Source organism: Mesorhizobium sp. B2-5-4 (assembly GCF_006441095.1).
GTDB classification, from domain to species: domain Bacteria; phylum Pseudomonadota; class Alphaproteobacteria; order Rhizobiales; family Rhizobiaceae; genus Mesorhizobium; species Mesorhizobium salmacidum.
This window is the reverse complement of record NZ_VFUR01000003.1, coordinates 103,567-117,455: the sequence shown is the minus strand read 5'-3', so window position 1 is coordinate 117,455 and position 13,889 is coordinate 103,567. Positions and strand designations below refer to the sequence as shown.

Sequence of the window (13,889 nt, the reverse complement as noted above, 5' to 3'; positions counted from 1 at the left end):
CGCCGTCTCGCAATCGTCTCAAAGAAGAAACGTTCCGGCGCCGTCAGCGACGTATCTGGCGTGGCGGAAGTCGCGGATGGTGGCAAGCTTGTCGCCCTGCCAACCCAGCAGGATGAAGTATGTCGGCGCTGCCCCAGGGTCGTTGGGATCACGCACGAGGATTGCCGGACGGTCTTCGACGAAACCAGGCGCGAAATGCCAATCCTGCACCCGGGAATAATTGCCGAAATAGGTGGCCACCTCCTTGCGGCCGTTCAGCCTTGCCCTGGCCACCAGTTCCAGCCGCACTTCATCGGCCAGCATGTCCCGCACGGCGTCGAAATCACGGGCGTTGAAGCGATCGACATAGGCGTCGAGCAACAGGCGCTCCGATGCACTCAGCCTGGGAACAGGACGATCGTCCTGTTCATTGGCGAACTGGCGCAACCGGCCTCGGCCACGGTGCAGCGCGGCCTTGATCGCGGGGATGCTGGTGTCGAGCATGGTGCTGATCTCCTGCAGCGAATAGCCCAGGACGTCCATCATGATGACGCTGCTTCGTTGCGCGACGGGAAGGCGCATGAAACTGTGCAATCCGGCTGCCGCGGCCTGCCGGTCGGCGATGGAATTTGCCGGGTCGGCGATCATGTCCGGCTCCTCGTCGGAGAAGGCCCTCTCGCGGGCGCGGCGGCGCAGGAAATCGAGCGCCGCATTGTGGGCGATGCGGAACAGCCAGCCTTCGGGATTGGCGATCGGGCCGGCGTTGGGCAAGGCCTCGAATGCCTTGGCCAGCGCCTCCTGCAAGACGTCCTCGCCATCGACGACCGAGCCTGTCATGCGGGCGCAATAGCGGTGCAGCTTGGGGCGCAATTCGCCGAACAAGCGGTCGAAAGGCTCGCGGACTTCGCCTTGACTGTTCATGCACCGCCCGTTCTTGACGTGGTTTATTCAGCTACTCGTCCAGCATCCGATAATGGCCCACCACTGTCATCACGTCACGGTGCGGCGGGTCGATGCAGCGATCCCTGATGCCATTTTGGAAGGCCTCGAAAGCGGCAAGCCCGGGGATGACATCGGCATGCTCGTCGGTTTCGATCTCGACGAGATGGACGAAAGTGCCGTCGCCGGAGCGCCAGGTCATGTAGCGAACGCCTTCCGGCGATTTGCCGCGCAGTTCCTCGAACACGGCCTTGACCAGGCGCTCGTTCTCGTCGGCCCGGTCCGGCTTCGTCTTGTAGCGTATCATATGGCGTTTCATCGCATCGGCTCCCTTGGCTGTCGCGTGTCCAAGACGCCGGGGCCAAGCCAAAGGATTCGGATTCCGAAAAAATAGTTCGTATCGGCCCGCACGGATGCTGGACGTCAGTCCCGGCTCCGGTCGAGCAGGCGCCGCAGCATGGGTTCGATGCGCGAGAGCTCGTCGAGATGCGCGGCCGACAGTTCGGCCAGGCAATCGTCGGCGCGTTCGGTCAGCCGCAGCAGTACGCGGCGATGATCGTCCTTGTCCTGATCTCGTGCGACCAGTCCTGCCTCGCCGAGGCGGTTGACCAGTTCGACGGCGCTGTGGTGGCGGATGCGCAGGCGTTCCGCCAGGTCGCCCACCGTCACCGGCCCGCCGCCCGGATAGCCCTTGATCGCCAGCAGCGCCTGGTGCTGGCGTGGGGTCAGGCCGGCACCCTCGGCCTGCACCTGGCTGAATTCGAGGAAGCGGCGGATCAGGTAGCGGAATTCGGACAGCCGCTCGTAGTCGGATTGCCTGATGGCGGGGCGTCGTGTCTTGGGTGACTGCGTCATATAGGAGATGTCTTCGTTTTCCGGAGAAAGCTCAAACGAAATTTCGGACGGAATGAGCTTGAACAGATATATCGTGTTACGATACATAGCCGACCGACAACCGGCTGGCCACTTCGACCGTGCCGCAGAACCAGATACGGCCGCCGCCGGGAAGCAACGCAACCATGAAGACCCATAACTCCAATCCCGGTCATCTCAGGGATTTCACCACGGATGCCCGAGTGCTGCTCGTCGCCGCGATAGCGGTGGTGGTGGCGACCGCCGGGCTGTTTGCCGGCATCGTGCTGCTGAAGCTGATCCGGCTGGCCACCAACATCGCCTATTTCGGCCAGTTCTCGCTTGCCGAGCTGAAGCTGCAGGATACGCCGCTCGGGCTTGCCGCCGTCATCGTTCCGGTCATCGGCGCGCTGATCATCGGCCTGATGGCGCGCTATGGCAGCGAGAAAATCCGCGGTCACGGCATTCCCGAGGCGATCGAGGCGATCCTGCTCGGGCGCTCCAGACTGGACGCGAAGGTGGCAATCCTGAAGCCGCTGTCGTCGGCGATCTCGATCGGCTCCGGCGGGCCGTTTGGCGCCGAGGGGCCGATCATCATGACCGGCGGCGCCATCGGCTCGCTGATCGCGCAGATGCTGCCGGTCTCAGACACCGAGCGCAAGACGCTGCTGGTCGCGGGAGCGGCGGCCGGCATGACCACCGTGTTCGGCACGCCGATCGCGGCCATCATGCTGGCGGTGGAACTGCTTTTGTTCGAATGGACGCCGCGCAGCTTCATTCCCGTGGCGGTGGCGGCCATCGTGGCGGAGGTGGAGCGCACGATGCTGCATATGCCGGGGCCGATCTTTCCGTTCCAGGGCAGCATGGCGGTTTCCTTCCTCGGCCTTGGCGGCTGGGTGCTGGTCGGTATCTGCGCCGGTCTTTTGTCCGGGCTGCTGACGCAGATGGTCTATGCGTGCGAGGACGGCTTCCAGAAGCTGCCCATCCACTGGATGTGGTGGCCGATGCTCGGCGGCCTGGTGGTCGGCATAGGCGGATTGATCGACCCACGGGCGCTCGGCGTGGGGTATGACAACATCGCCGACATGCTGGACGGCCGCACGATCGCGACCGCGGCGCTCCTGCTGCTGGTGGTCAAGGCCGTGATCTGGTCGGTGGCGCTCGGCTCGGGAACCTCGGGCGGCGTGCTGGCGCCGCTGTTGATCATGGGTGGCGCAATGGGCGCGGTGCTTGCCGGGATCCTGCCGGCGGCGGACCCGGGCTTCTGGGCGCTGCTGGCCATGGCCGCCACCATGGGCGGCACAATGCGCGCGCCGCTGACAGCCACTTTCTTCGCCGTCGAGCTGACCGGCAACACGCATGTGCTGGTGCCGCTGATCGCGGCCTGTGCGGCGGCGCATGCCGTCACCGTTCTCCTGATGAAGCGTTCGATCCTGACCGAGAAGATCGCCAGGCGAGGGCACCACCTTGTGCGCGAATATCGCGTCGATCCATTCGCGCTCACCAGGGTGCGCGAGGTGATGACATCGGAAGTCGAGAGCGTGCCGGCGACGATGACGCTGCATGGCGCGGCCGCCTTCTTGACCGCGCCGGAAACCCGGCATCCGAGTTTTCCCGTGGTCGATGAAAACAGGCAGGTGCTCGGGCTCATCGATCCGCCGGCGATCCTGCGCTGGCGCCGCGCCGGCAAGCACCGGACGACGACGCTGGGGGAGTTGTTGGCCGGAAGCAAGGTGACGCTGGCCTATCCCGACGAATATCTGGAAGGTCTTTCGGACAAACTGTTGACGGCCAATGTCTCGCATCTGCCGGTCGTGGCGCGTGAGGACGGAAGGCTGGTCGGCTATGTCGGCTGGAAGGATCTGATGCGCGTGCGCTCGCGCAAGCAGGCCGAGGAGCGTGAGCGCTCGACCTTGCTCGGCTTCGGCACCAGACGCAGGAAAAAGGCAGACGTAGCTGACAGTGCCTAGTTCAGGCGTTCGTCCCGTGCTTCGCCCACTCCAGGACATAGAGCCTCAGCGCCGAGGACAGGTTGGCACCGCGCGGCCGGGTCTCGTCAATTTCGGCGACAAGGGCGGCGAGTGTCAGCTTTCTCGCCGCCGCGATGGCGAGGAGGTCGTCATAGAAGGGTTTTTCGAGGGAATAGCTGGTGCGATGGCCGCGAATGGTCACCGAGCGCTTTTCGACGGCGCTCATTGACCGTCAGATTGGCTGGAATCGCCAGATTGGCTGCGATCGTTAGGTTGGCTGGGGTTGCCTGGTTCGCCGGGCTTTTCGCGGTGATGGCCCGCGACGAACCTTTCGCTCTTGTCGGCGATCAGGCGGTCGCGTTGCTTTTCGGCCTTGGTGCGGCCGTGCAAGGCGCGATTCTGGCTGGCCATTTGTTCCTTGTCGGCTCGCGCCTTCTGTTTGCGGAGCTGACGAAGGTTCACGATATCGGCCATGGACCGCGAGCCTATTTTTTGCGGAAGGCGTCGAGCGAGACCACTTCTGCGCCCTTGGTGCCGGCATCGCCAGCGGCGGGCTTCTTCTCCGCTTCGGCGGCGGCCTTCTTCTCGGCCTTCGGCTTCTTCTCGGAGACGATGGTCAGCGGCTCGGGGGCCGGTGCTGCCGGTTCCTCGTCGGGCTGCGCGTCGGTCTTGACGTCGAATTCGAGTTCGAAATTGACCGAGGGATCATAGAACCCACGTACGGCCGAGAACGGGATCTCGAGTTTCTCCGGCACGTCGGAGAAAGAGAGACCGACCTCGAAGCCGGTGTCGGTCACCTTCAGGTCCCAATACTGGAACTGGATGACGATGGTCATCTGCTCGGGATAGCGCTCGCGCAGGCGCGACGACACGCGCACGCCGGGCGCGCCGGTCAGGAAGGTGATGAAGAAATGATGATTGCCGGGGAGGCCGGTGCGCGCGACCTCGGCCAGGACCTTGCGCATGACGCCGCGCAACGCCTCCTGGGCCAGAATGTCGTAGCGGATGTGGTCGTCGGCCATGAGGTGGTCGGGTTCCGTTGAATCGTCCGCATAGCTGTAATCAAGCTTGGGCGCGGCGTAAACCTGATATAGACCGCCGCCGCGCCGAAGCGAAGACTATTGCCAACGATTTGATCGGCAAGGCGGCTTCGCCGCAACCGCAAATGTTATGCGTTAGCCAGCGCAGTGTGCTTTTTCGCGCCGGACGGGGAAGGGCGCTTGCCGAAAGCGCGCAGGAAGGTGCGCACGCCGTTCGTTGCCGATTGCACCACCTCGTCCTCGCGCGGCGTGCCGCCAAGCATGAAGGTGGTCTGCAATTCGGCATTGACGAGGCCGAGGAACTGGCGTGCCGCGACGTCGGGATCGTCGATCGTGAGGTGGCCGCCATAGGCGAGGCGGGCGAAACGGGCGGCGATTGCCGGCCATGTCCGGCCCGGGCCCTGTTTACGCCACTCGGCAAAGAGCTCGGGATAGCGCTCGCCTTCGGTCTGGATAAGCTTGCGCAGGAATTTTCCGTCGCGGTTGCAGATGCAATTCTGGTTCAGGCGCACGGCAAAACCGATCAGGTCCGCTTCGATATCCCCGGGCTGATCGGGGAAGGTGGCAATGGTGGCGAAGATGCCGGCGTTGCAGCGCTCGGTCAGGTCGCGCACGACGGCGATGAACAGCTTTTCCTTGTCGCCATGGTGGTTGTAGACGGTCTGGCGTGACACGCCCGCCTCAATCGCGATCAGGTCGATGTTGGCACCGGCGAAGCCTTCTCGGCAGAACACTCCGGCGGCGGCGTCGACGATCGACAGGCGCTTGGCCTCGTGGCCGCGTGGCGGGAAAGTGTCAGGAGAAACGCCCGGTCTCATGAAAATCTATATAGAGGTGATTGACGATTTAGACAAGGCTGTCTAAATTTGTGGACACGACATTAGGGGATTTCACTCCAGAGGGACGAATAAATTCTCTCCAGGAGTCGGAATCCCACGGGATGGAACGTCCTGGGGTAGACGTCGCCTAGCGGCGATAACCAGATTCGAAAGAAGCCAATATCATGAGTCCCAAATTCCTCCGCATCGCGGTCGTACTCGGCCTGTTGTCCGCCATCGGCCCGTTCGCCATCGACATGTATCTGCCCGCACTGCCGTCGATCGGCACAGATCTGCATGCCGGCACCGCCGCCGTGCAGATGAGCCTTTTGATCTTCTTCCTGTCGATGGGCTTCGGCCAGATCGTCGTTGGGCCGTTCTCCGACATGGTCGGCCGCAAGCTGCCGCTCTATGGCGGCCTGGCGCTGTTCATGGTCGGCGGCATCGGCTCGGCAATGGCGCCGACCATCGAGTGGCTGATCGCCTTCCGCTTCCTGCAAGGTCTTGGCGCCAGCGCCGGCATGGCCATTCCGCGCGCCATCGTGCGTGATCTGCACACCGGCAATGAGGCCGCCAAGCTGATGTCGCTGCTGATGCTGGTGTTTTCGGTGTCGCCGATCCTGGCGCCGCTGACCGGCAGCCAGATCATCGAGAATTTCGGCTGGCGCGCCGTATTCTGGACGGTAACCGGCGCGGCCGTGCTCGCCACCATTCTCCTGGCCACCTCGCTGAAAGAGACGCGGCCGGCGGAAGAACGGGTCGGTTCCTCCTTCGGAACCGCGCTCGCCGGCTACCGCTTCCTGATGGGCGACCGTAATTTCCTCGGCCTGGTGGCGATCGCCGGCTTCGGCATTGCGAGCTTCTTCGTCTACCTGTCGAGCTCGTCCTTCATCCTGATCGACCATTATGGGCTGTCGCCTTCGGTCTATAGCGTGTTCTTCTCGATCAATGCGGTTGCCTTCATCGGCATGTCGCAACTGACCGGCCTGCTTTCCGAACGGTTCGGGCTGAAGCGCGTGGTGTGGGTGGCGGTGACCGGCTACGCCACGACGATGGTTGTGCTGTTCGCCATCATGGCGACGGGCGTCGACCGGCTCGATGTGATGGCGGCCCTGCTGTTCGTCGGCTACGGCTTCCTCGGCCTGGTTATCCCGACCACATCGGTGCTGGCGATGGAAGAGCATGGCGAGATCGCCGGCACGGCGTCGGCACTGATGGGCACGCTGCACTTTGCCATCGGCGCGCTTGCCATGGGCGTTGCCGGCGTGTTCTTCGACGGCACGCCGTTTCCGATGGTCGCCGGCATCACGCTCTGCGCGGTGGTATCGTTCGCGCTGGCGAAGGTCACGCTTGGCCGCTCGCGGGAAGCGGTCGAAGCGCCGGCGGAATAGGCAAACCCTCGATGAATCAGGAAAGGCCGGGTCGATCCCGGCCTTTTTTGTGCCGGAGGCATTGCGGACGACACAAGCTGCAGTCGTTTATCCCGGCGCAAAACCGGCGTTTGCCCGGGGTTCACGACTGCTCTCTGGCGCTCAGCTGAGTTCCTGGGCGAGTCCGATGAGAAGCCCTTCGGGCCCACGGATGTAGCAGAGCCGATACACATCCTTATACCGGACCACTTCACCCACGAGCTGCGCGCCGCGCGTGCGGAGCCGTTCAAGCGTATCGTCGATGTCGTCCACGGTGAACATGACGCGGAGGTAGCCCAGGGCGTTGACCGGGGCATTCCGGTGATCCGCGACGACAGGCGGCGTGAGGAAGCGGGAGAGCTCCAGCCGGCTGTGGCCGTCCGGCGTGCGCATCATGGCAATCTCGACATGCTGATCGCCCAGTCCGGTGACACGCCCGGCCCATTCTCCTTCGATCGTGGCCCGCCCTTCGAGCTCGAGGCCGAGTTCGCGAAAGAAATCGATCGTCACTCCGAGGTCCTCGACGACGATTCCTACATTGTCCATCCGCTTGAGCGCCATGTTTCCGATCTCCAAGATGTCGGTTCAATCCACAATGTTTCGCCGGGTTCCAACAACGCGCATGAAAGGCCGGGCCGGTGGTCCGGCCGCTTTATGCTCGCGATGTCAGCGACAATCCAGCAGCGTCGAGGAGGAAGCGCACGCGCTCCTCGACTGGCGCAAGCGGCAAGATCACCAATTCGTAGCCAAGTTCGGACAAACGTCGGCCACTGATTGGCAAGTGCGCTCGGCCCCGTCGAGCGTTTGCCTGCGCTCTTCGTCCTGGGTGAAGAGGCGCGAAGTTTCGTCGGCACGAGCCGTTGTGCGTGACGCAAATTGAAGGGGGAAAAGTGGAGGTTTCTGTTGCCAGGTACCTCCGAACCCCGCCTAGAAGTGCGAACCCCTAGGGCTTGATTTGAAGCTATCGCACTGCATTAAGCAGCGAGACGTGCTTCCGCATAGTTGTCGTTGGCAACTACAAGTTTAGCCCGATAACGGTGGTACAATGCCGGGCAAAAGTACGATCTTTACACCTTCGTCGATCCTATTTCGCCCCCAGCAAAAACCGCTCTATCGTCGACAGCGGCTTTTGGTGGAGGCGCCGGGTACCGCCCCCGGGTCCGAACGGCTTATTTCATCGCCCATTTATCGCCATAGTCGGTCAAGCCGACAAAACGAATATAGGGGGCGTTGCGTGGAAATGAAAGGCCGCAATGGTGGTTTGTCCCTGTGTCAAATCGCGACGCCGAGGGTTGACTTGGGCGCGGTCTCAACCGAAGCTTTGCGAGCGGTGAGGAGTTACCGACCTAGCGCACAAGTTGCCAAGCGCCACAGCCCTCATCGATCGGATCCGTGGCGCCGACGAGGGGGAATTTTGATGGCCGACTATCTTGCGGATGTGAAGAAGTATGACGCCGCGGCAAACGCCGATGCGGTCGAAAAGATCGTCAAGCATCTCGGCATTGCGCTGAGGAACCGCGATTCCTCGCTGGTGTCCTGCACGGACCCAAAGGAATTGGCGCGGGTCAAGGAGAGCTGGGTGGCCAAGAAGCTCGGCGTCAGCGACGGGGCGAAAGCCGACGCTGCGATCGAGAAGACCTGCAAGACGATGCACGCCGACAACACCAAGAACCGCGTGACCTTTTACTATCTGGTGGCCAAGGATCTGGGCAAGCTCAGCTCCCTCTAGGACTTTTTTGGGTCACTCCATTCTGGCGGCCGGCTGGCGACTTTCCGCGTTTCCGGTTCGCCAGAGCAAGCGCTGAAACAGTTTCTCCCCTGGATGGGGAAACTTCAGACAAGCGTGGCGTCAGCGCCTACATGCGCTATGATCGGCGAAATCTCGAATCGAGCCCGGAACCGATGCGCCAGTATCTCGACCTCTTGCAGCACGTGCTCGACAACGGCGCCGATCGCGGCGACCGTACCGGTACCGGCACGCGCTCCGTCTTCGGCTACCAGATGCGCTTCGATCTCGCGCGCGGTTTTCCGGTCACCACCACCAAGAAGCTGCACCTGAAGTCGATCATCCATGAACTGCTGTGGTTCCTGGCCGGCGACACCAACATCAAGTACTTGACGGACCATGGCGTTTCGATCTGGGACGAATGGGCCGACGAGAATGGCGACCTTGGTCCGGTCTACGGCAAGCAGTGGCGGTCCTGGCCGGACGGCCACGGCGGTTCGATAGACCAGATCGCCAATCTTCTCAAGGAGATCCGCCGCAATCCTCAATCGCGGCGACTGATCGTCTCGGCCTGGAATCCCGCCGAGGTGGAAGCCATGGCGTTGCCGCCTTGCCACTGCCTGTTCCAGTTCTACGTGTCCGAAGGCCGGCTTTCCTGCCAGCTCTACCAGCGCTCCGCCGACATCTTCCTCGGCGTGCCGTTCAACATCGCGTCCTATGCGCTGCTGACGCTGATGGTGGCGCAGGTGACGGGGCTGAAGCCAGGCGATTTCGTCCACACGCTCGGCGACGCGCATCTCTACTCTAATCATTTCGAGCAGGCGCGCGAACAGTTGCAGCGCACGCCGAGGGCGCTGCCGACGATGTGGATCAATCCGGAAGTGAAGGACCTGTTCGCCTTCCGCTTCGAGGATTTCCGGCTGGAAAACTATGTCGCCGATGCCTCGATCAAGGCGCCGATAGCGGTCTGAGCCGCGGCTTTTCAGTCGATGCCGACCATCACGTCCGAAGCCTTGACCACGGCATAGGCCTCCTTACCCTTTTTTCGAGCTTGAGGTCGCGACGGCTTCGTTGGCGATCGAAGATCTTAGCAGAACAACCCTCGAACAGGTGCATTCCGGCAATGCCAGGCCTTCCCTTGTTATATCCATGCGGATATATCGGCCTGCAGGCTTCGAGCCGACCGGATTTCAAACCCAGGGAGAGTTTTCGGTGACGCGCAAAGGTTTCGGGTTGAGGACGATCGCCATTAGCGGTTTTGCAGCGGCGTTGATGGCGGCTAGCCCGGCAGCGCACGCGGAGGACAAGGTCGTGGTGTTCGCGGCTGCCAGCCTCAAGGACGCGCTCGACGCGGTGAACAAGGCCTGCGAAGCCGATGTCGGCGAGACCGCGACCGTCTCCTATGCCGCGAGTTCGGCGCTGGCCAAGCAGATCGAGGGCGGGGCACCGGCCGACGTCTTCATCCCGGCCGATCTCGACTGGATGAAATATCTCTCCGACAAAAAGCTGACCAGGCCCAATACGGAAGTGAAGTTGCTCGGCAACAAGATCGTGCTGGTGGCGCCGAAGGATTCGACTGTCGAAGCCAAGATCGAGAAGGGCTTCGATCTCGCCAAGCTGGTCGGCGACGGCAAACTCGCCATGGGCGACTTCAAGGCCGTGCCGGCCGGCAAATACGGCAAGGCGGCACTCGAATCGCTCGGCGTCTGGCCCTCGGTCGAGGGCAAGGTGGCGCAGGCCGAGAATGTCCGTGCGGCCCTGAAGCTGGTTTCGACCGGCGAAGCAGCCCTCGGTATCGTCTATGCCACCGACGCGCACGCCGAAAAGGGCGTCAAGGTGGTCGGCACCTTCCCAGAGGATTCACACCCGCCGATCATCTATCCGGTTGCCCAGACCGCCGATTCGAAGGACAAGGATACACCGGCCTTCCTGAAGTGCCTGCAATCCGCCAAGGCCGGCGCACTCTTTAGGGAACAGGGTTTCACCGTGCTCACGCCGAGCAACTGAGCTCGAAAAGGCCCCGATACCGCAACATGACCTGGCTGCTGGACCTCACTCCCGACGAATGGAATGCGGTCCGGCTGTCCATCAAGGTGGCGACGGCTGCGATGCTGGCCAGTCTGCCGCCGGGCATAGCGATCGCGCTGCTGCTTGCCCGGGGGAAATTCTGGGGCAAGACACTGCTCAACGGGCTGGTGCATCTGCCGCTGATCCTGCCCCCCGTGGTGACCGGTTATCTCTTGCTTTTGACTTTCGGCAGGCGCGGCCCGGCCGGTGCATTCCTCGCCGAATATTTCGGCATCGTCTTCTCGTTTCGCTGGACGGGTGCCGCCCTTGCCTGCGGCGTCATGGGCTTTCCCCTGATGGTGCGCGCGATTCGGCTGTCGATCGAGGCGGTGGACCGCAAGATGGAGGCGGCCGCGGGCACGCTCGGCGCCAACCCTCTGTGGGTGTTCGGCACCATCACGCTGCCGCTGATCCTGCCTGGGCTGATCGCCGGCGCCATCCTGTCCTTCGCCAAGGCGATGGGCGAGTTCGGCGCCACGATCACTTTTGTCTCCAACATCCCCAACGAGACGCAGACGCTGCCGACGGCAATCTACACCTTTACCCAGGTGCCGGGCGGCGACGAAGGGGCGCTGCGGCTGACGCTGATTTCCATCATCATTTCGATGGCGGCACTGGTCGCCTCGGAAGTGCTGGCGCGGCGCGTCGGCCGGCAGATGGACATCGAATGAGCGTCCTTGTCGACATCGGACATCGGCTTGGCGATTTCGCCGTCGACGCCCACTTCGAGAGCGCCGGACGGCTGACGGCGCTGTTCGGGCCATCCGGTTCGGGCAAGACGACGCTGATCAACATGATTGCCGGGCTGATCCGGCCGGACCAGGGGCGCATCGAGGTCGACGGCCGCGTGCTGGCCGACACCGGTGCCGGCATTTTCGTGCCAAGGCACAAGCGCCGCATCGGCATGGTGTTCCAGGATGCGCGCCTGTTTCCGCATATGAGCGTGATGAGCAATCTGCGCTACGGCCGTTGGTTCACGCCAGCGCTGGAACGCTACGCGGATATGGACAGTGTTGTCGAACTGCTCGGCATCGGCCCGCTGCTTGGGCGACGGCCGGCAAAACTCTCGGGCGGCGAGAAACAACGCGTGGCGATCGGCAGGGCGCTGCTTGCCAGCCCCAGGCTGCTGCTCATGGACGAGCCGCTGGCCTCGCTCGACGAAGCCCGAAAGGCCGAGATCCTGCCCTATATCGAGCGGTTGCGCGACGAAACGAAGATCCCGATCGTCTATGTCAGCCATTCGGTTGGCGAGGTGGCGCGGCTGGCCAGCGACGTGGTGATGCTGGCGCAGGGCAAGGTCATCGCCAGGGGGCCGACCGAGGCAGTCATGCAAAGGCTCGACCTGTTGCCGGCCGAAGAGCGCGGCGAGGGTGGCGCCGTGCTGGATACGAAGGTGCTGCGTCACGATGAGACTTTCGGCATGACCGTGCTCGGTTCGGCCGCCGGCGAGATCCGCGTGCCGCGCCTTGAGATGAAACCCGGGGCTCCGGTGCGTATCCGCATTCGCGCTCGCGACGTGATGATCGCCACGGAAAAACCGACGGGCCTCAGTGCACTCAACATCTTGCCGGGCACTATCGTCGCGATCAGCCCGGGCGAAGGGCCGACGGTCGAGATCGGCATCGACTGCGATGGCGCAACCGTGCTGGCTCGCATCACGGAACAATCGCGGCAGGCGCTGAAGCTGCGGCTTGGCGACAAGGTCTTCGCGGTGGTCAAGACCGTGAGCTTCGACCGGGCGAACACCGGCGCCGGCTTGCCGCTCGAGGTCGACGGCTGACAGGGGTGGTGATCGCCGCTATATTGTTTTGGAATAACGGTCGCCGAAGCTGAAGCGATCGCGGAGGAGCAAAAATGCCGTCGCTGAGCTTGCGGATAAATCTCGATCCGGACGGACGGATAGGCCCTGGCAAGATCGAGCTTCTGGAGCACATCGCCACGTTCGGTTCGATCTCGGCCGCCGCGCGCGGCATGGAGATGTCCTACAAGCACGCCTGGGATCTGGTCGAGGACATGAACCGGGTGTTCGGCAAGCCGCTGGTTTCGGCGCAGACCGGCGGCCGCAAGGGCGGCGGGGCGCAGCTGACGACGGTCGGCCTGGCGGTGGTCAGCCGCTTTCGCGCCATCGAGCGCGCGGCGTCCGCCGCGGCGGCGACGCATATGGATGCGCTGCAGGCCGAGATTGAAGCGGGGTAGGGAACAGTCAGTAGTCAGTAGCTGGTTGGCTTCACTACTCACTACTACTCCTGCTTCCGCAGCAAATACGTGTCCATGATCCAGCCTTTTTCCCGGCGGGCTTCGTCGCGGCGCTTCTCGATTTCGGCGCCGACATCGCCCAGGCGGCCGGAGATGATGATCTCGTCCGGCGTGCCGAGATAGGCGCCCCATTGGATGAAAAGGTTCTGGTCGGCCAGCGTGTTGAAGGCGCATTTGCCGTCGAGCATGACGACGGCGCTGCCGGCATTGTCCGGCATGCCTTCCTCGGTCAGGCGGCGGCCGGTGGTGATCAGCACAGGATCGCCGATGCGGTTCAGCGCCGTTTTGTGGCTGGCGGCCAACGCCTGGATGGCAGTTATGCCGGGGATGACTTCCAGCTCGAAGGCGACACTGCCCCTCAGGCGCACGCGCTCCAGGATGCGCAGGGCGCTGTCGTAGAGCGAGGGGTCACCCCAGATCAGGAAGGCGCCGCAACCGTCCCCGGCGATCTCGTCGCGGATCAGCCCCTCGTAGATGGCGGCGATCGCCTCATGCCAGTCGTCGACCGTCGAGCGATAGGAAGACGTTGGTTCGACGCGCACCGGCACGTCGAACTCGACCCGGCGTGAGGTCGGGTTGGTGACGAAGCGGTCGCAGATGCCGCGCCGCAGGTCGGCAAGGTCTGTCTTGTCGGCGCCCTTGTCGGGAATAAACAGGACGTCCGCCCGGTTCAGGCCCGATATGGCCTGAACCGTCATGTGGTCGGGATTGCCGGCGCCGATGCCGATGACGAGAAGCTTGCGCATGCGGCGAACTCCTGCCCGATCGTAACCTGTTAGTCCAGACCACATGCGTGTCCAGACCGCAGGGTTGTCCAGACCGCGTACGTGCCC

At 63.2% G+C, this 13,889-nt stretch carries 17 protein-coding genes and 1 other RNA gene; 8 read left to right on the top strand and 10 right to left on the bottom strand.

Annotated elements, in window-relative coordinates; genetic code table 11:
* Window positions 1-18 precede the first annotated feature (18 nt).
* The 3 genes from FJ492_RS05165 to FJ492_RS05155 form a co-directional block, all read right to left on the bottom strand.
* Complete coding sequence (locus FJ492_RS05165) at window positions 19-900, bottom strand: sigma-70 family RNA polymerase sigma factor (RefSeq protein ID WP_140768829.1); 882 nt, start codon at window positions 898-900, stop codon at window positions 19-21.
* A 31-nt stretch (window positions 901-931) separates the two neighbouring features.
* Window positions 932-1,237: a hypothetical protein gene (locus FJ492_RS05160; RefSeq protein WP_140768827.1), complete on the bottom strand. Its 306-nt coding sequence runs from the start codon at window positions 1,235-1,237 to the stop codon at window positions 932-934.
* A gap of 104 nt (window positions 1,238-1,341) precedes the next feature.
* Entirely contained in the window at window positions 1,342-1,773 is a 432-nt protein-coding gene (locus FJ492_RS05155) for a helix-turn-helix domain-containing protein (RefSeq protein WP_181166582.1), read from the bottom strand.
* Between the two features lie 164 nt (window positions 1,774-1,937).
* On the opposite strand from FJ492_RS05155, the gene FJ492_RS05150 reads away from it, so the two are divergent.
* Entirely contained in the window at window positions 1,938-3,740 is a 1,803-nt protein-coding gene (locus tag FJ492_RS05150) for a chloride channel protein (protein ID WP_140502470.1), read from the top strand.
* Between the two features lies 1 nt (window position 3,741).
* Here the strand turns inward: FJ492_RS05150 and FJ492_RS05145 are convergent, their stop codons facing one another.
* The 4 genes from FJ492_RS05145 to FJ492_RS05130 all read right to left on the bottom strand — a co-directional run bounded on the left by FJ492_RS05145 (window position 3,742) and on the right by FJ492_RS05130 (window position 5,598).
* The gene (locus FJ492_RS05145; RefSeq protein WP_140502472.1) at window positions 3,742-3,966 is read right to left on the bottom strand and encodes a ribbon-helix-helix domain-containing protein; all 225 of its coding nucleotides are present in this window, start codon (window positions 3,964-3,966) and stop codon (window positions 3,742-3,744) included.
* Entirely contained in the window at window positions 3,963-4,214 is a 252-nt protein-coding gene (locus tag FJ492_RS05140) for a DUF4169 family protein (RefSeq protein ID WP_140768825.1), read from the bottom strand. The genes FJ492_RS05145 and FJ492_RS05140 overlap by 4 nt, the downstream gene beginning before the upstream one ends.
* 11 nt (window positions 4,215-4,225) lie before the next feature.
* On the bottom strand, window positions 4,226-4,762 hold the full coding sequence (locus FJ492_RS05135; protein WP_140502475.1) for an SspB family protein: 537 nt from the start codon (window positions 4,760-4,762) through the stop codon (window positions 4,226-4,228).
* Window positions 4,763-4,908: 146 nt separating this feature from the next.
* Window positions 4,909-5,598: a TetR/AcrR family transcriptional regulator gene (locus FJ492_RS05130; protein WP_140768823.1), complete on the bottom strand. Its 690-nt coding sequence runs from the start codon at window positions 5,596-5,598 to the stop codon at window positions 4,909-4,911.
* 185 nt (window positions 5,599-5,783) lie between these two features.
* Between FJ492_RS05130 and FJ492_RS05125 the strand changes: the two genes are divergently transcribed.
* Window positions 5,784-6,989 carry a multidrug effflux MFS transporter gene (locus FJ492_RS05125; RefSeq protein WP_140768821.1) on the top strand — a complete coding sequence of 402 codons (1,206 nt, stop codon included), beginning with the start codon at window positions 5,784-5,786 and terminating at the stop codon, window positions 6,987-6,989.
* 141 nt (window positions 6,990-7,130) lie between these two features.
* Here FJ492_RS05125 and FJ492_RS05120 read toward each other — a convergent pair whose 3' ends face one another.
* The gene (locus tag FJ492_RS05120; protein ID WP_140502479.1) at window positions 7,131-7,568 is read right to left on the bottom strand and encodes a VOC family protein; all 438 of its coding nucleotides are present in this window, start codon (window positions 7,566-7,568) and stop codon (window positions 7,131-7,133) included.
* Between the two features lie 328 nt (window positions 7,569-7,896).
* Window positions 7,897-8,257: a transfer-messenger RNA gene (gene ssrA, locus FJ492_RS05115) on the bottom strand.
* A 167-nt stretch (window positions 8,258-8,424) separates the two neighbouring features.
* On the opposite strand from ssrA, the gene FJ492_RS05110 reads away from it, so the two are divergent.
* The 6 genes from FJ492_RS05110 (at window position 8,425) to FJ492_RS05085 (ending at window position 12,996) form a co-directional block, all read left to right on the top strand.
* Window positions 8,425-8,736 carry a DUF2853 family protein gene (locus FJ492_RS05110; protein ID WP_140768819.1) on the top strand — a complete coding sequence of 104 codons (312 nt, stop codon included), beginning with the start codon at window positions 8,425-8,427 and terminating at the stop codon, window positions 8,734-8,736.
* Window positions 8,737-8,909: 173 nt separating this feature from the next.
* Window positions 8,910-9,704, top strand: a complete 795-nt coding sequence (locus FJ492_RS05105) for a thymidylate synthase (RefSeq protein ID WP_140768817.1) — start codon at window positions 8,910-8,912, stop codon at window positions 9,702-9,704.
* A 241-nt stretch (window positions 9,705-9,945) separates the two neighbouring features.
* Complete coding sequence (gene modA / locus FJ492_RS05100) at window positions 9,946-10,740, top strand: molybdate ABC transporter substrate-binding protein (protein WP_140768815.1); 795 nt, start codon at window positions 9,946-9,948, stop codon at window positions 10,738-10,740.
* 26 nt (window positions 10,741-10,766) lie between these two features.
* On the top strand, window positions 10,767-11,471 hold the full coding sequence (gene modB / locus FJ492_RS05095) for a molybdate ABC transporter permease subunit (protein WP_140768813.1): 705 nt from the start codon (window positions 10,767-10,769) through the stop codon (window positions 11,469-11,471).
* Window positions 11,468-12,580, top strand: coding sequence for a molybdenum ABC transporter ATP-binding protein (gene modC, locus FJ492_RS05090; protein ID WP_140768811.1), 1,113 nt, complete (start codon window positions 11,468-11,470; stop codon window positions 12,578-12,580). The genes modB and modC overlap by 4 nt, the downstream gene beginning before the upstream one ends.
* A gap of 74 nt (window positions 12,581-12,654) precedes the next feature.
* Window positions 12,655-12,996, top strand: a complete 342-nt coding sequence (locus tag FJ492_RS05085) for a winged helix-turn-helix domain-containing protein (RefSeq protein ID WP_127279684.1) — start codon at window positions 12,655-12,657, stop codon at window positions 12,994-12,996.
* A gap of 44 nt (window positions 12,997-13,040) precedes the next feature.
* On the opposite strand, the gene cobF is transcribed toward FJ492_RS05085, so the two are convergent.
* Window positions 13,041-13,802 carry a precorrin-6A synthase (deacetylating) gene (gene cobF / locus FJ492_RS05080; protein WP_140747379.1) on the bottom strand — a complete coding sequence of 254 codons (762 nt, stop codon included), beginning with the start codon at window positions 13,800-13,802 and terminating at the stop codon, window positions 13,041-13,043.
* Between the last annotated feature and the right edge of the window lie 87 nt (window positions 13,803-13,889).